Source organism: Achromobacter sp. Marseille-Q0513, from assembly GCF_018195695.1.
GTDB lineage: Bacteria > Pseudomonadota > Gammaproteobacteria > Burkholderiales > Burkholderiaceae_B > Achromobacter.
Map to the genome: position 1 here is coordinate 1 of NZ_JAGTJY010000049.1, position 15,288 is coordinate 15,288.

At 70.9% G+C, this 15,288-nt stretch carries 18 protein-coding genes and 1 pseudogene; 10 read left to right on the plus strand and 9 right to left on the minus strand.

Annotation, left to right across the window (positions count from 1 at the left end; genetic code table 11):
- Positions 1–427 (minus strand): annotated as a pseudogene (locus tag KDH83_RS12520) (NADP-dependent malic enzyme); the annotation flags it as partial.
- 122 nt (positions 428–549) lie between these two features.
- On the opposite strand from KDH83_RS12520, the gene KDH83_RS12525 reads away from it, so the two are divergent.
- From KDH83_RS12525 to KDH83_RS12535, 3 genes are all read left to right on the plus strand, one after another.
- Positions 550–1,509 (plus strand): LysR substrate-binding domain-containing protein, encoded by a 960-nt coding sequence (locus KDH83_RS12525; protein ID WP_212316103.1) that lies wholly within the window; start codon positions 550–552, stop codon positions 1,507–1,509.
- Positions 1,510–1,628: 119 nt separating this feature from the next.
- Positions 1,629–2,432 (plus strand): AraC family transcriptional regulator, encoded by an 804-nt coding sequence (locus KDH83_RS12530; protein ID WP_212316105.1) that lies wholly within the window; start codon positions 1,629–1,631, stop codon positions 2,430–2,432.
- Positions 2,433–2,523: 91 nt separating this feature from the next.
- Entirely contained in the window at positions 2,524–3,456 is a 933-nt protein-coding gene (locus KDH83_RS12535; protein ID WP_249205060.1) for a DMT family transporter, read from the plus strand.
- 36 nt (positions 3,457–3,492) lie between these two features.
- Here the strand turns inward: KDH83_RS12535 and KDH83_RS12540 are convergent, their stop codons facing one another.
- Both KDH83_RS12540 and KDH83_RS12545 read right to left on the minus strand, forming a co-directional pair.
- A complete protein-coding gene (locus KDH83_RS12540) occupies positions 3,493–3,969 on the minus strand; it encodes a MarR family winged helix-turn-helix transcriptional regulator (RefSeq protein ID WP_212316108.1) in 477 nt (158 codons plus the stop codon).
- Between the two features lie 123 nt (positions 3,970–4,092).
- A complete protein-coding gene (locus tag KDH83_RS12545) occupies positions 4,093–5,016 on the minus strand; it encodes a LysR family transcriptional regulator (RefSeq protein ID WP_212316110.1) in 924 nt (307 codons plus the stop codon).
- A 242-nt stretch (positions 5,017–5,258) separates the two neighbouring features.
- On the opposite strand from KDH83_RS12545, the gene KDH83_RS12550 reads away from it, so the two are divergent.
- Complete coding sequence (locus tag KDH83_RS12550) at positions 5,259–6,044, plus strand: sulfite exporter TauE/SafE family protein (protein ID WP_212316112.1); 786 nt, start codon at positions 5,259–5,261, stop codon at positions 6,042–6,044.
- An 81-nt stretch (positions 6,045–6,125) separates the two neighbouring features.
- On the opposite strand, the gene KDH83_RS12555 is transcribed toward KDH83_RS12550, so the two are convergent.
- From KDH83_RS12555 to KDH83_RS12565, 3 genes are all read right to left on the minus strand, one after another.
- Positions 6,126–6,875: an SDR family NAD(P)-dependent oxidoreductase gene (locus KDH83_RS12555; RefSeq protein ID WP_212316114.1), complete on the minus strand. Its 750-nt coding sequence runs from the start codon at positions 6,873–6,875 to the stop codon at positions 6,126–6,128.
- A gap of 137 nt (positions 6,876–7,012) precedes the next feature.
- Positions 7,013–7,162 carry a hypothetical protein gene (locus KDH83_RS12560; protein WP_212316116.1) on the minus strand — a complete coding sequence of 50 codons (150 nt, stop codon included), beginning with the start codon at positions 7,160–7,162 and terminating at the stop codon, positions 7,013–7,015.
- A gap of 209 nt (positions 7,163–7,371) precedes the next feature.
- Positions 7,372–8,277 carry a LysR substrate-binding domain-containing protein gene (locus KDH83_RS12565; protein ID WP_249205061.1) on the minus strand — a complete coding sequence of 302 codons (906 nt, stop codon included), beginning with the start codon at positions 8,275–8,277 and terminating at the stop codon, positions 7,372–7,374.
- 91 nt (positions 8,278–8,368) lie between these two features.
- Here KDH83_RS12565 and KDH83_RS12570 point away from each other — a divergent pair, with 91 nt between their 5' ends.
- Together KDH83_RS12570 and KDH83_RS12575 are read left to right on the plus strand one after the other, a co-directional pair.
- Entirely contained in the window at positions 8,369–9,259 is an 891-nt protein-coding gene (locus KDH83_RS12570; protein ID WP_212316118.1) for an alpha/beta hydrolase, read from the plus strand.
- A gap of 154 nt (positions 9,260–9,413) precedes the next feature.
- Positions 9,414–9,746: a hypothetical protein gene (locus KDH83_RS12575; protein ID WP_212316120.1), complete on the plus strand. Its 333-nt coding sequence runs from the start codon at positions 9,414–9,416 to the stop codon at positions 9,744–9,746.
- Positions 9,747–9,770: 24 nt separating this feature from the next.
- Here the strand turns inward: KDH83_RS12575 and KDH83_RS12580 are convergent, their stop codons facing one another.
- Both KDH83_RS12580 and KDH83_RS12585 read right to left on the minus strand, forming a co-directional pair.
- Positions 9,771–10,313, minus strand: a complete 543-nt coding sequence (locus KDH83_RS12580) for a GNAT family N-acetyltransferase (protein ID WP_212316122.1) — start codon at positions 10,311–10,313, stop codon at positions 9,771–9,773.
- A gap of 23 nt (positions 10,314–10,336) precedes the next feature.
- Positions 10,337–10,909 (minus strand): XRE family transcriptional regulator, encoded by a 573-nt coding sequence (locus KDH83_RS12585; RefSeq protein ID WP_212316124.1) that lies wholly within the window; start codon positions 10,907–10,909, stop codon positions 10,337–10,339.
- Between the two features lie 97 nt (positions 10,910–11,006).
- On the opposite strand from KDH83_RS12585, the gene KDH83_RS12590 reads away from it, so the two are divergent.
- The 4 genes from KDH83_RS12590 to KDH83_RS12605 all read left to right on the plus strand — a co-directional run bounded on the left by KDH83_RS12590 (position 11,007) and on the right by KDH83_RS12605 (position 14,557).
- Positions 11,007–12,551 (plus strand): phospholipase D family protein, encoded by a 1,545-nt coding sequence (locus KDH83_RS12590; protein WP_249205062.1) that lies wholly within the window; start codon positions 11,007–11,009, stop codon positions 12,549–12,551.
- A gap of 72 nt (positions 12,552–12,623) precedes the next feature.
- Positions 12,624–13,277, plus strand: coding sequence for a DNA oxidative demethylase AlkB (alkB, locus tag KDH83_RS12595; RefSeq protein WP_212316126.1), 654 nt, complete (start codon positions 12,624–12,626; stop codon positions 13,275–13,277).
- Between the two features lie 93 nt (positions 13,278–13,370).
- Positions 13,371–13,754: a VOC family protein gene (locus tag KDH83_RS12600; RefSeq protein ID WP_212316128.1), complete on the plus strand. Its 384-nt coding sequence runs from the start codon at positions 13,371–13,373 to the stop codon at positions 13,752–13,754.
- A 29-nt stretch (positions 13,755–13,783) separates the two neighbouring features.
- Complete coding sequence (locus tag KDH83_RS12605; RefSeq protein WP_212316131.1) at positions 13,784–14,557, plus strand: SDR family oxidoreductase; 774 nt, start codon at positions 13,784–13,786, stop codon at positions 14,555–14,557.
- Positions 14,558–14,590: 33 nt separating this feature from the next.
- Here the strand turns inward: KDH83_RS12605 and KDH83_RS12610 are convergent, their stop codons facing one another.
- Positions 14,591–15,286: an HAD family phosphatase gene (locus KDH83_RS12610; protein WP_212316133.1), complete on the minus strand. Its 696-nt coding sequence runs from the start codon at positions 15,284–15,286 to the stop codon at positions 14,591–14,593.
- Positions 15,287–15,288: the final 2 nt, after the last annotated feature.

Consider the following 15,288-nt stretch of genomic DNA (forward strand, 5'->3'; position numbering starts at 1 on the left):
CCGGCGCCTTGATGTCCTCCAGATTGATCCCGCCGAACGTCGCCTCCAGCCCGGCGATGATCTCCACCAGCTTGTCCGGGTCCGTCTCGTTGATCTCGATGTCGTATACGTCCAGGCCGGCGAACTTCTTGAACAGCACCGCCTTGCCTTCCATCACCGGCTTGGACGCCAGCGCGCCGATATTGCCCAGGCCCAGCACCGCCGTGCCGTTGGTGATCACGCCCACCAGATTGCCGCGCGCCGTGTAGCGGAACACATTGGCCGGGTCGGCCACGATTTCCTCACAGGCCGCCGCCACGCCGGGCGAATAGGCCAGCGCCAGGTCGCGCTGGTTGACCAGCGGCTTGGACGCCACGACCGAGATCTTGCCGGGGACCGGATACTGGTGATAGTCCAGGGCTGCCTGGCGGTCGGATGGGGAATTCATGGGGCGATGCCTCCTTGGGCTTGAAGTATGGAAAAATTCTAGGCCCAACGGCATAAGGTATTCATAAGGTTTTAATATTGTTCAATCATAAAAAAGTTATGCATTAGATATGACCCCAATATATGACCTCGTTTAATCCCGAGGAAGTCGTCCGGAAACTGGGCTCGCGGCTCAAGATGCGGCACCTGATGCTGCTGCTGCAGATCGAGCAGCACGGGTCGCTGACCCGGGTCGCCGAGCAGATGGCGACCAGCCAGCCGGCCGTGACCAATGCCCTGTCCGAACTCGAAAGCATGTTCGGCGTGCCGCTGTTCGAGCGCTCCGCGCGCGGCATGACGCCCACCCCGCTGGGCGCGGTGGTGCTGGCGCGCGCCCGCGCCCTGGTCCACGACCTGGGCCACATGGTCCAGGAAATGGAAGCCCTGGCCACCGGCCACGCGGCGCACCTGAACATCGGCGCCATTCCCTTCGTCTCGGGCCAGATGCTGTCGGCCGCCATCGGCCGCACCCTGCCGCAAGGCCGCGGCATCACCGCCACCATCCACGAGGGCCAGGGCCCCGCCCTGCTGCGCCAGCTGCGCGACCATACGCTGGATATCGTGGTCGGCTGGGCCACGCCATCCGTGGACCTGAGCGGCATGCGCTTCGAGACGCTGTACCACCAGCCGCCCCGGCTCATCGCCAGCCGCCGGCTGGCCGCCCGGCTGGGCCGCTCGCGGCTGGAATGGAACATGCTGGCGGACCTGGACTGGATCCTGGGCACGGCCGACAGCCCGATCCGCGAGCAGGTGGCCTATATCTTCCTGCGGGCCGGCCTGGCCCCGCCCACGCCGCTGGTGCAAAGCGACTCGGCCAAGCTGATCGGCGAAATGATCGTGGCCAACGAACGCGCCGTCTCCATCCTGCCGGCCGACATCGCCGAGGAGCTGGTGCGCATCGCCGGCGTGGCCATCGTGCCCTACTCGCTGGACTGGACGATGCCGCCCATCTCGCTGTTCATGCGCGACGAAGGCCCGAGCCGCAATGTCGAGGCGCTGTTCTCGGCGGCCCTGCGCGAGGTCTATACGCACGGCCTGCGCTGAGGCCCGCCCGGGCGCGCCGCCGGCAGCGACCGACGCGGCCCGCCCGGGCGCTTGCCGCGCGCCCGCGCGCCGCGCGATACTGCAAGCCCCGCGTTCCCTGCCTTCCGGCGGCCCGTTCCATGCCCGCAAGCCAGTTCCTCATGCAGCGCAGCGCCCTGGCCGGCGTGCAGGCCGTGGCCGCGCGCAGCGACCGGACCTTCGCGCGCCACTCGCACGAACAGTTCGGCATCGGCGTGATCCGCCATGGCGCGCAGGCCTCGCACAGCGGACGCGGCCAGGTGCAGGCCCAGGCCGGGCAGGTCATCACCGTCAATCCCGGTGAAATCCATGACGGCGCGCCGATGGGCGACGCGGGCCGCGCGTGGCAGATGCTCTACCTGGATCCCTCGGTCGCCGCCGACGCGGCCCGCGAGTTCCTGCCTGCCGGCGACTTCGAGTTTCCGCAACCCGTGTTCGACGATCCCTTCCTGGCGCGGGACGTGCTGGCGCTCTACGCCCAAGCCACCGCCAGCGCCGAAGCGCTGGCCTGCGACGCGCTGCTGCTGCGCGTGCTGGCGCGCGCGGCGGGCGGGCGCGGCGCCGACGCCGCCGCGCCATCCGCGCCCTCGGCCATCCGTCACGCCCGCGCCCGCATCGATGACGATCCGGCGGCCTGCCTGTCGCTGGCCGACCTGGCCGCCGCCTGCGGCCTGAGCCGCTACCAGACGCTGCGCGCCTTTGCCCGCGACACCGGCATGACACCGCATGCCTACCAGGTCCAGCGCCGGCTGCTGCTGGCGCGCGGCTGGATCCGGGCCGGCGCCACGCTCGCCGACGCGGCGGCGGCCGGCGGCTTCTCGGACCAGAGCCACATGACCCGCCTGTTCGTCCGCGCCTACGGGCTGTCGCCGGGCCGCTACGCGGCCGCCGCGCGCCCCGCCTGAGCGCCTGCCCCCGCGCCTGCAATTTCGTTCAAGACCCGCGGTCGGCCGTCCGCCTACGCTGCGTGCTTTTCCACGGAAAGGCCGGACGTCCATGAGCAGCGCAGCAAGCAAGCCACTTCAATCCCCGGGCGACCGAATGCAAGGCTATGCCTACCTGGCCGCCGCGATGGCGCTGGTCGGCAGCACGGTGGTCGCCAGCAAGATCATCGCGGCGGGGCTTCCCCCTTTCACCGCCACGGCCCTGCGTTTCGCGCTGGCGCTGCCCTGCTTCCTCCTGATCATGAAACTGACCGGCGCGTCCCTGCCCCGGCTCGGCGCGCGCGACTGGGCGCTGCTGACGGCACAGGCCGCGGCCGGCAGCGTGGGCTACACGGTGCTGCTGATCGCCGGCCTGCAGCGCGCCTCGGCGGTGGACGCCGGCATCATCCTGGGCGCATTGCCGCTGGTGTCCGCCGCGCTGGCCGTGACGCTGCTGGGCGAACGGCCCGGCCGCGCCACGCTGGCCGCGATCGCGGTCGCCACGGCGGGCGTGTGGCTGACGATGGCCGGTCCGGCCAGCCAGGCGGGCGCCTCGTCCTTGACGGGCAATGCGCTGGTGCTGGGCGCCGTGTGCTGCGAAGGCCTGTTCATCCTGCTGCACAAGCGGCTGCGCGCGCCGGTGCCGCCGCTGGCGCTGTCGACCATCATGACCGCCATCGGCCTGGCTGCCTCGGCGCTGGCGAGCCTGCTGGCCGAGGCGCCCTGGACGCTGGCGCTGCCCGCCGACGCGGTGCTGGCCGTGGCCTACTACGCGCTGGCGCCCACGGTGGGCGGCTTCCTGCTGTGGTACGCGGGCGCCGCCCGCAGCAATGGCGCGGAAGCCGCGCTGTTCACCGCGGTCGCGCCGGTATGCGCCGTGCTGCTGGCGGCCGGCCTGCTGGGCGAGGCGCTGCAGGTCCGCCAGCTCGCCGGCATGGCCTGCGTGCTGGCGGCGATCGCGCTGCTGGGGCTGTCGAGCCGCGCCTCCGCTCGCGGTTCGCGCTAGGGCGCGGACACGCAGATGCACGAGCCGCGTCCGCCCCTAGCCGCGACTGAACGCCAGCGCGAAGTCCTCGGAGAAGATCTCGGCCAGCGCGCGTCGCAGCGCGACGGCGCGCTCGGCGCCGTAGGCGGCCTCGAAACGGGCCTGCGCGTCGGTCCACAGGCGGCGCGACTGTGTCAGCTTCTCGCAGCCGGCATCCGTGAGCGCGACGCGGCGGCTACGCCCGTCGCGCAGGTCGCGCGTGGTGCGGACATAGCCATCGCGCACCAAGGGCTTGAGGTTGTGCGCCAGCGCCGAACGATCCAGCACCAGCAGACGGGCCAGGTCGGTCATGGACGGCGCGCCGGCGCGCGCGATGTGGGACAGGATGGAGTGCTGCGACACCTTCAGCCCGCACGGCGCGAGCACGGCATCGTAGAGCTGCGAGACACGGCGGGGGGCCTTGCGCAAGGCCGCGCCATGGCAAATCAGGGAATCCTCGCGCTCGATCGGAAAAACGGCAATGACGTCGGACATGGCGGTTCGGACGGCAAGAGGTGGCGGAAGCGGCGGGAATGCCGGACGCCGCGGGGCAAGCCCTCGGCGCGGCCGGAACCCCATACGCTACAACCGGCGCTCCGGGCAGTCCAGCCCCGCCCCCTATTCCGCCGAAGCTGGCGCCGCCTCGCCGCGGGTAGCGCCCGGCGCGCCGCGCAGGGCATGTGCCACCAGTTCCTCGGCATAAGCGGGCAGGTCGCCGCGCACGCACAGCACGAGATCGCGCGCGGCCCAGTCATCACTCAGATCCAGCCGCCGGAAGCCGGCCGAACGCCCGTGCCGGACGGCGGCGGCGCGCGGCACGACCGCCACGCCCACGCCCTGGCCCACCATTCGGCAAACCGCGTCGAAACCGCGCAGCCGCACGCGGTAGGACAGGCTCTTGCCATCGCGGCGCGCATGCTGCGCGACATGCTCCTGCAAGGCGCTGCCTTCGACCAGCCCGACGAAATCCTCGTCCGCGGCCTCGGCCAGCGCGACGGCTCCGCGCGCGGCCAGCGGATGCCCGGCGGGCACGATCAGGCATAGCGGGTCGTGGCGGAACACCGCCACCCGCAGGCCGCCCAGGTCGGCCGAGTCCGCCAGCACGCCGATATCGCAGGTGCCGGCGCGCAAGGCGTCGGCGATCTCGTGGCTGGGCCGCTCTTCCAGGTCCACCGACACGCGCGGATGCCGCAGAAGGAATTCGCCCAGCACCGGCGGCAGGTGCTCGCTCAGCGCCGTGGTGTTGCATTGCACGCGCACCAAGCCCTTCAAGCCCTGGCCGTACTGGTCCAGGTCGCCGCGCATGCGGTCCATCTGCGCCAGCACCAGCCGCGCATGATGCGCCAGCGTGCGCCCGGCCGGCGTCGGCTCCGCGCCGCGCGGGCCGCGCAACAGCAAGGGCACGCCCAGCGTGTCTTCCATGCCGCGCACGCGCTCGCTGGCCGAGGCCAGCGTCATGTTCGAACGCCGGGCGCCGGCGGTGATGGAGCCCGTTTCCTGCACATGCAGGAACAGCCGCAGGTCGGTGAGATCGAAGCGCATGCAAGGATCGTAGCACCGCAGGCTATGGAATTCCCGAACCCTGCATACGCAAGTTCCCGATAGGGCCGCGCCAGGCGTGCGCCGAAAATGAACGGCATACCCGTATTTCCAACCTTGATTCCGGTGCTCTCCATGCCAACCCCAGCCACTCCCAGCTACCTTTCCGATCCTGCCGCGCCTGCCTTACCATCAGTTTTTTCCATAGCCTTGGCGGTCGGCGCCGACCGTCGGGAGGTCCGGCCATGAGCCCCGCCGACCTGATGATGCCCGGCGCCACGCCGCTGCTGGCGGTCGCGGCGGCGGCCGTCTTCCTCCTGGCCGGCGTGATCAAGGGCGTGGTCGGGCTGGGACTGCCCACCATTTCCATGGCCCTGCTGGCGCTGATCATGGCGCCCGCGCAAGCCGCCGCGCTGCTGGTGGTGCCATCGCTGGTCACCAACCTGTGGCAGGCGCGGCCCGCCGCGACTTTCGGCCCGATCTGGCGGCGCATCGCCGGCATGCAGGCGGGCGCTTGCGCGGGCACGCTGGCGGGCGCCTGGTGGCTGGGCGCGCCATCCGGCGCCTGGGCCGGCGCATGCCTGGGCGTCGCGCTGGTCCTGTACGCGGCCTGGGGCCTGTTCGGTTCGCCGCCCGCCATTCCCGCGCGGCGCGAAGGCGCGCTGGGCCTGGCGGTGGGCGTCGCGACGGGACTGGTCACCGCCGCCACCGGCGTGTTCGTGATCCCGGCCGTACCCTATCTGCAGGCGCTGAACCTGGGTAAGGACGGGCTGATCCAGGCCATGGGAATCTCCTTCTCGGTATCCACGCTGGCGCTGGCCGCGGGCCTGTGGCTGAACGGCAGCTACGGCGCGGATACGGCGGGCGCCTCGCTGCTGATGCTGCTGCCCGCGCTGCTGGGCATGGGACTGGGACAATGGCTGCGCGGCCGGCTGTCGCCGCGCGTCTTCAAGCTGTGCTTCATGGCGAGCCTGGCGCTGCTGGGCATCTACCAGGTCGTCCAGGGCCTGGCCGGCGCGGGCCATTCCTAGACGCGAAGCGCGAGCAGCGCCGTTGGCCGCGCGCGGTCGGGATGCTCCCGTCCACGCGCCTCGCTTCGCGCGCCCGGCGCCTCAGGCGGCCAGGCGGCGCTCGTCGCCCGGACCGATGGCGATCGACATCTCGCGCCAGCGCGCCAGTTCCTGCTGCACGGACTGGATCTTGCTGCGAGCCTGGTCGAAGGCGTCGCGGCCCAGGAACAGATGCCGTGGCGCGTACTGGGCCTGCGAGGCCTGGATCAGGGTGCGCGCGACCTGGGCCGGCACGCGCGCCACGCCCGGATAGACCAGCGTGACGCGCACGCCGTGCGGCGCGGCTTCGACGGCCAGCGCCTCGGTCAGGCCGCCCAGCGCGAACTTGGCCGCGCTGTACGCGCCCCAGCCCTCGGCCGCGCCATCGAAGCCCATGATCGACGACACGTTGAACACATGCCCGCCACGCTGCGCGCGCAGGCGCGGCATCGCGGCGCGTATCACGTTCATGGCGCCGAAGACGCCGATATCGAAGCCCTCGCGCAGCGCCGCGTCCGACAGCTGATCCAGCGGCCCCTGCGCGGCGCAGGCGGCGTTGTTCACCACCACGTCCAGGCCGCCGAAGGCGGCATGCGCCGCGTCGACCGCGCGCCGCACGCTGCGTTCATTACCCAGGTCCACGGCCAGCGGCAGCAGGCGGCCATCGAGCGCCGCGCCGGTCGCTTCCAGCAGGGCGTCCACGTCGCGCGAGGTCGCCGCCACGCGATGACCCTGCTCCAGCAGGGCCCTGACCAGCGCCAGCCCCAATCCCGCGGAGGCCCCGGTCACAAACCAGATTTTTCCGGATTCCATGCTCATCCCTTCCCAAGAACCTGGCGCGGGCCGGATGGCGCCGCGCCATGGAAAGGAATGTTAGGAAACGAGGCGCGCAGCGTACAGCCGCGTTCTTGCGGGAAACCTGCCTAATCCTGCAATCCCGCCAAGAGGCCTCAGCCCAGCGCGCTGCGATAGTGCTCGGCGTCGAAGGCCGGCGCATCGGCCGCCAGCGCCGGCGCGGCCGCGTCCTGCGCGGGTTCGCCGGCGGCAACGCCGAACAGCGACAGCTCGGCCCTGACCAATGCTTGAACAAAATCCGTCATGATGTTTTCTCCATGCTGAAACTATGCGCTCGCCGCCCGCTAGGCCGGCGGCGCGGGAAAAGCAGGGGTTCATCTTGGCCGCAGGCCGCCAGGGCGTCCATTTGGTTTGTTCAATCGCGGCGATTGACGCAGCCCTGGAACCGGCGCGGACGGTCGCGCCGGCCGGAGCATGGCCGCACAGGCTGCCGCCGTCCCGCGCGCATCGCGCCTCAGGATGCGAAGCGGCGCCGCCGTCCGGTCTGCGCCACTGCCTGCACCAGCGCCCGTGCGGCGGGCTCCTCCGAACGCAGGAACGCATAGAAGCGCGCCTTGGGCAACACCGGCATGCCATCCTCGCGCCCCAGCTCGCGCAGCCCCTCGCGCAACTGGCTGCGCGCCACCGGCGCCACCGCGAAACCCGCCCTGGCGGCGGCCACGCAGCCGGCCATGCTGGCGCTCTCGAACGCGGGATGCCAGTCGCGCCGGGCGCGTCCCAAGGCCGCGATGGCCGCCTCGCGATAGACGCAAGGTTCCGGGAACACCGCCAGCGGCACGCGTTCCGCCGGCGGCCAGGGCTGGTCCGCACCCCAGGCCCAGACCAGCTCCTCTTCCCAAAGCAGCTCGCCGCCATCCTGCACGCGCGCGCACTGCTTGCCGAACACCAGATCCAGCCTGCCGCGCGCCTGTTCGCGCAGCAGGTCGGCGGTCACGCCCACCCTCAGCTCCAGCGAGGCCTCGGGATGCGCCCGGCGGAACGCCTGCAGCACGTCGGCCAGCCAGGCGCCGGCGAAATCCTCCGACGATCCCACGCGCAACCGTCCCTTGATCCGCGAGCCGCGCAGCCGGGCGCGCGCCTCGCGCTCCAGCAGCACCAGGTTGCGCGCGTAGGCGTACAGCGTCTCGCCCGCTTGCGTCAGCGCGAAGCTGCGCGTGGTCCGCGCCAGCAGCGCCGCGCCCGCCGCCGACTCCAGCCGCTTGATATGGCCGCTGACGGCCGACGGCGTCAGGCCCAGCGCCTCGCCCGCCAGGGCGAAGCCGCCGCTGTCGACCACCTCCAGGAATGTGCGCAGCAGCACCAGGTCCAGCACCGGCCCGGAAACCGGATCGACGTGCGCGGACGGCATTTCTTTGGTCATGATTCGTGGACAATAAAGCAGAATTATTCACCAATCATAATCTTCAACACTCCTATGATCGAAGCGAGACGACTCTCAGGAATGTTCCACCATGTCCGCCTATCACCACGTAAAAACCTCGCAGCTCGACATCGCCTATCTGGAATGGAATCCGGCCGGCGCGCGCGCCGCCGTGCTGCTGCATGGCTGGCCCGACAGCCCCGAAGGCTGGAACACCGTGGCCGGCAGGCTGGCCGCCTCGGGCTACCGAGTGCTCTGCCCGGCGCTGCGCGGCTTCGGCCCGACCCGCTTCCTGCGCGACGACACGCCCCGCAGCGGCGAACTGGCCGCATTGGGCCGCGACCTGCTGGACTTCTGCTCGGCGCTGGGCCTGGAGCGCCCCGTGCTGGTCGGCCACGACTGGGGCGCGCGCGCCGCGGGCAACGCCTGCGGCCTGGACGCCGGCGCGGCCTCGCGCCTGGTGCTGATATCGATCGGCTACGGCACCAACAGCCCGGACCAGCCCATGTCGCTGTCCCAGGCACGCAATTACTGGTATCACTGGTTCATGGCCACGCCCAGGGGCGCCGCCACCCTCCGCGACAGCCGGCGGGAATTCACGCGCTACATGTGGGACACCTGGTCGCCCGCCGGCTGGTACCAGGAATCCGACTTCGACGAAGCCGCCCGCGCCTTCGACAATCCGGACTGGGCCGAGGTGGTGCTGCACTCCTATCGCCAGCGCTGGGACCACGCCCAGGGCGACCCGGCCTATGCCGAAGATGCCGCGCGCCTGACGCCGGCGCCGGTGCTGGCCGTGCCGACCCTGGTGCTGCACGGCGGGGCCGATGCCTGCAATTCGCCCGCCACGTCCGAGCACAAGGACGCCTATTTCAGCGGCCGCTATCAACGCCGCGTGCTGGACGGCGTTGGCCATTTCCCGCAGCGCGAGGCGCCGCAAGCGGTGGCCGAGGCCATCCTGAGATTCTGCGAACCGGCCTGAAACCCGGCGCGGGATCCGCCCGGACACGGGCCGTCGGCCGGCCCGCGCCCCTGCCCGGCCCCGGAATGACGGATAATTCCGCCTGTGCGCCGCCGCCCGCCGGGCGGCGGCTTTTCGCGGGCCTGTCGCCCGCGCCCGTAATCCGGAGTCAGCTATGCATCGCGGCATCGAGGCGATCGAACATTTCATGGAATCCATCGGCCTCGTCTGGCGGCCCGGCGCCACCGCAAGCGCGGAGCTGCGCGCCAGCTACCGCATCGGCAACACGCGGCCGCTGGGGATTGACTGCACGCTGGTGGAATTCCACTGCGACGCCAAGCGTCCGAAGATCTGGGTGCCCGAGTTCTCGCGCACCAGTTTCCATCAGTGGTTCGAAGTGCCCTACCAGGATTTCGAGTTCACGCCCGGCGGCTCGATGCTGAAGATCAAGGCCGCCGCGCGCGGCAACGCGCCCCCGTACAGCGTGGGCCTCAAGCCGCTGGCCTGACGCCCGCGCGAGGGCGGCTGCCGCCTACAGCTGCTTGTACATGATGGTGGTGCCGTCCAGCCGGTGCGCGTCATGCGAATCGCGGCTGAAGCCCGGGATGACGCCCACCGTCACATATCCCAGCGAAGCGTACAAGGGCTCGGCGCGGTCGCCGGTGCGCGTGTCCAGCGTGATCAGGCTGCGCCCGGCCGCCACGGCCAGCGCCTCGACCTTTGCCATCAAGGCCCGCGCGATGCCCTGGCGCCGGAAATCCGGATGCACCAGCAGCTTGCGCACCTCGGCGCGGTGCGGTTGATTGGGCGGGGTGTCGCAATCGAGCTGCACCGCGCCGGCCAGCCTGCCGTCCTGCCAGGCGACCGCCAACAGCAGGCCGCCTCCGGCCACGCCGGGCAACACCTTGTCGCGCCAGAACGCCAGCGCGTCCTCCGGGCTGTACGGCAGGACGAAACTGACGCTGGCGCCCGCGTGCACGCTGGCGTGCAGCAACTCCGCCAGTTCCGGCAGCAGGGTTTCGGTTTCGGCGGCCGAGAGCGTGGCCAGGCGTAGAGGGGCAAGATGGTCGGGCATGTAACACCTGTGGATGTTGCGGTTCAGACAATGAAAAGCAGGTAGCGCGCGCCGCTGTCCGGCGGCGTCTCGAAAAGGCTGGCTCCGGCCAGCTGGTAGCGCAGGCAGTCGCCCGGACGCAGCGCGTGGCGGCGGCCGTCCACGGTGATGTGCAGTGCGCCCTCCAGCATCAACAGATGGTGTTCCAGATTCGGGCGCGGCGGCTGCGGGTATTCGATGCGGGCGCCGGCGTCCAGCTCGCAAGCCAGCACTTCCCCGGCCAGCGCGGCCGCCGGCGGCGACACCGAGCGGCGTCGGAAGCCCGCGCTCGCGTCGACCCAGACCGGCTGTGCGCTTTCGGGCACCAGCGGCGCGAAATCGTCTTCCACCATCAACATCAGCCGCGACATGGTCAGCCCGTAGGCGGCGCACAGCCGCCCCAGCACGCTGGCCGTGGGGCTGACCTCGGCGTTTTCCAGGCGCGACAGCGTGGCGCGGCTGACGCCGGCCCGGCCGGCCAGCTCGTCCAGGGACCAGCCGCGCTCCTGGCGCAGGCCTTTCAGGCGCGAAGCGATGCGCATGTCCAGGCCTTGATCGAATTCGGGAGTATTTTCCATATTTGGGATTTTTTCTCAAATCAGAAATTCCGTCAAGCAGGCCGGCGTCCGCTCCCCGCGTCGGCCCCGACCCGTCGAATTCGGCACAATAGGGCCCATGTTCCTGGCTCGACACCTGATCATGCCGATTCTCTGCCTGGGCCTGCTGGCCGGCTGCGCCCTGCCCTCGCAGGAACAGCGCAGCCAGTCGCAGGCGCTCGATCCCGACGCGGCCGCCGCCACGCCGCTGGGCCGCGCCATCGCGCCCGCCGCCGCCAGCCACGCCGGCCTGTCCGGCATCCACCCGCTGGCCGATGCCCACGACGCCTTTGCCGCGCGCATGATGCTGGCCCGCGCCGCCGCGCGCAGCCTGGACGTGCAGTACTACATCTGGCGCGGCGACATGACGGGCGTGATGCTGCTCGAAGCGCTGCACGAGGCCGCAGACCGCGGCGTGCGCGTGCGCCTGCTGCTGGACGACAACGGCACCTCGGGCCTGGACCGCGAGCTGGCCGCGCTGGACGGACATCCCAACATCGAAGTGCGGCTGTACAACCCCTTCGCGCTGCGCTGGCCCAAGACGCTGGGCTACCTGACCGACTTCAGCCGGCTCAACCGGCGCATGCACAACAAGTCCTTCACCGCCGACAACCAGGCCACCATCATCGGCGGCCGCAACGTCGGCGACGAATACTTCGGCGCCGCCAACGGCGTGCTGTTCACCGACCTGGACGTGCTGGCCATCGGCGCGGCGGTGCGGGACGTGTCCGCCGATTTCGACCGCTATTGGGCCAGCGACTCCGCCTATCCGGTGGCGCGCCTGCTCAAGCCGGCCGAGGCGGGCGCGCTGGACGTGCTCAAGCGGCGCGCCGACGACATGGAACGCTCGTCCGACGCCGCCGCCTACGCCGAGGCCATGCGCGCCCTGCCTTTCATCCGCCAGTTGCTCAAGGGCGAGCTGGAACTGGAATGGGCGCCCACGCGCATGGTCAGCGACGATCCGCGCAAGACCCTGGGCACCGCGCCGCCTGAGGCCATGCTGCCGCATCAGTTGCACGAAATCATCGGCAAGCCCGCCCAGTCGCTGGACCTGGTGTCGCCCTACTTCGTGCCCGGCGAATCCGGCACGCGCGCATTCACCGACATGGCCCGCGCCGGCGTGCGGGTGCGCGTGCTGACCAACTCGCTGGAAGCCACCGACGTGGCGGCCGTGCACTCCGGCTACGCCAGGCGCCGCGCCGACCTGCTGGCGGGCGGGGTGGAACTGTTCGAGATGAAGCGCGCCGCCGGCGTCGGACGCAACCGGAACCTGGGCCCGCTGGGCAGCTCCGGCTCCAGCCTGCACGCCAAGACCTTCGCGGTGGACGGCCAGCGCATCTTCGTCGGCTCGTTCAATTTCGATCCGCGCTCGGCCAGGCTCAACACCGAACTCGGCTTCATCATCGACAGCCCCAGGCTGGCCGGGCAGATCTCGATGGCCTTCGCGCGCGATGTGCCGGCCACGGCCTATCGCGCGCTGCTGGACGAACGCGGCAAGGTCTGCTGGCTGGAACTGCGCGAGGACGGCCAGACCGTGCGCTACGACAGCGAACCCGGCGCCAGCGTCTGGCAGCGCCTGTCGGTCTGGTTCATCTCGCTGCTGCCGGTGGAGTCCTTGCTGTAGCCGCCTCCACGGCGCAACGCAACAAGCGGAGCGCGGCCCCGCCCGCGCGGCGGCACACTGAGCATCATGAGCATGAACCTGGACCTTTTCGACGACGCCGCCCCCCAGCCCGCGCGCAGCGAATCCATCGGCCCGCGATCCGTGGTGCTGCGCGGCTACGCCCTGCCCGCCGCCGACGCCCTGCTCCAGTCCCTGGATGAAGTGATCCGGCAGTCGCCGTTCCGGCGCATGGAAACCCCGGGCGGCCATCTGATGTCCGTCGCGCTGAGCAATTGCGGCCGGCTGGGCTGGACCACGGACCGCGACGGCTACCGCTACACGCCGGTCGACCCGCTGTCGGACCAGCCCTGGCCCGGCATGCCGCCGGCCTTCGCCGCCCTGGGACGCGAGGCCGCCGCCGCGGCCGGCTTTGCCGGCTTCGAACCGGACGCCTGCCTGCTCAACCGCTACGAGCCCGGCGCGCGCATGTCCTTGCACCAGGACCGCAACGAGCGCGATTTCAGCGCGCCCATCGTGTCGGTGTCGCTGGGCATGCCGGCCATGTTCCTTTTCGGCGGCCTGGCGCGCTCGGACCCCGCCGCCCGCGTGCCGCTGTTCCACGGCGACGTGGTGGTCTGGGGCGGCGCGGACCGGCTGCGCTTCCACGGCGTGCTGCCGTTGAAAGACAGGCCGCATCCGCGCCTGGGCAGCCTGCGCCTGAACCTCACGCTGCGCAAGGCGGGTTGAGACGGCAGGCCCGATCCGGCCTGCCGGAACAAGGCGGGCGGAACCGGTTAGCATAGGCGCACGCTTTCCCTACACCCTCAAGAGAACAACGATATGCACGCGCTGGGCCGACTCGTCATCCTGGTCAACGACTATGACACCGCGATCGCCTTCTACCAGGACAAGCTGGGCATGGAGGTCTTCGTCGACACGGCGGTGGGCGCGCAACGCTACGTGCATCTGCGCCTGCACGAACAACCCTCCGTGGGCGTGTGGCTGCTGCAGGCGCAGACCCAGGCCCAGCGCGACCGCGTCGGCGACCAGACGGGCGGACAGCCCGTGGGCGTTTTCTACACCAGCGACACGCGCCGCGACCATGCGCGCTTCGCCGCGCAGGGCGTACGCTTCACGCGCGAGCCCGTCGAGGACGCCGTCGCGGTGTACGCGCATTTCATCGATCTGTACGGCAACGAATTCGTACTCGTGCAACTGAAGTGAGCCGCGCGGCTCACGCGAAGGAATCCGCCATGGACCTGCAGCTTGAAGGCAAACGCGTGCTCATCACGGGCGCATCCAAGGGCATCGGCCTGGCGGCGGCGCTGGCCTTCGCCCGCGAGGGCGCCAGCCCCACGCTGGTCGGCCGCGACCCGGTCGCGCTGCGCGCGGCCGCCGACGCCGTCTCCGCCCAGACCGGCATGCCCGCCGCCTGCGTGGCGCTGGACCTGGGACATGCCGACGCGCCCCGTGAACTGCTGCGCCAGGCCGGCCCCGTCGACATCCTGGTCAACAATGCCGGCGCCGTGCCTGGCGGCGCATTGGATCAGGTGGACGACGAACGCTGGCTCGCGGGCTGGGAACTGAAGGTGCACGGCTATATCCGGCTGGCGCGCCTGTACTACCCGCTGATGCGCGAGGCCGGCGCCGGCGTGATCGCCAACGTGATCGGCATGGCCGGCTCGGCGCCGCGCGCCGACTATATCTGCGGCGCCGCGGCCAATGCCTCGCTGATCGCCTTCACCCGCGCGCTGGGCGGCGAGGCTCCGCTCCACGGCGTGCGCGTCTTCGGCCTGAATCCCTCGCGCACGCGCACCGACCGCGTGCTCACGCTGGCGCGCCAGCGCGCCCAGGCACGCTGGGGCGACGAATCGCGCTGGCAGGAAACGCTGTCGGGCCTGCCGTTCGGCCGCCTGATGGAACCCGGCGAAGTGGCCGACATGCTGGCGTTCTGCGCCTCGCCGCGCGCCGGCTACCTGAGCGGCACGGTCATCGACCTGGACGGCGGCGAGCAATACGCCGGTTGAACCCGGCGCGGCCCGGCCGCGACGGATCCGGGCTCAGCCCAGATGGTGGCCGGTCCAGTCAGCCAGCAGGCTGGGCAGGTCGCGCATGTCGGTGAAGACGCGCGCCACGCCCACCGAGCGCAGCGCGTCGGCGCCGCTGTGGCCCAGGCCGCCCGGGCTGTAGCCGAACACCGTGGCGCCCGCCGCCACGCCGGCGGTGGCGCCGGTGACGGTGTCCTCGACCACCGCGCAGCGGCGCGGATCCGCGCCCAGCGACTCGGCCGCCGCCAGGTACACATCCGGGAAGGGCTTGCTGCGCGGCATTTCGTGACCGCTGAACACGCGGCCGTCGAAACAATCGGCAATGCCGACCTTGGCCAGCTGGAATTCGACCTTGCGGCGGTCGGCGCCGGACGCCACGGCGATGCGCCCGTCCAGGATGCCGTGCAATGCGCGCACCGCGTCGGGCGCGCCCGGAATCTCGACCAGGTCGCGGTCCAGCGCCTGGTTGCGGCGCTCGCGGAATTCGGCCAGCCATTCTTCGCTGAGGCGCGCCCCGGTGCGCTCCTCGATCAGCGCCACTTCATCGCGCACCGCCTTTCCGGTAAAAATGCGCATGGTCTCTTCGGTGCTGATGGCCCAGCCCAGCTCGGTCAGCATGCCCGCCAGCACGCGGCTGGTGATGGGTTCGGAATCGACCAGCACGCCGTCGCAGTCGAACAGCACGGCGTCAAAAGGGAAGTCTGTCATTG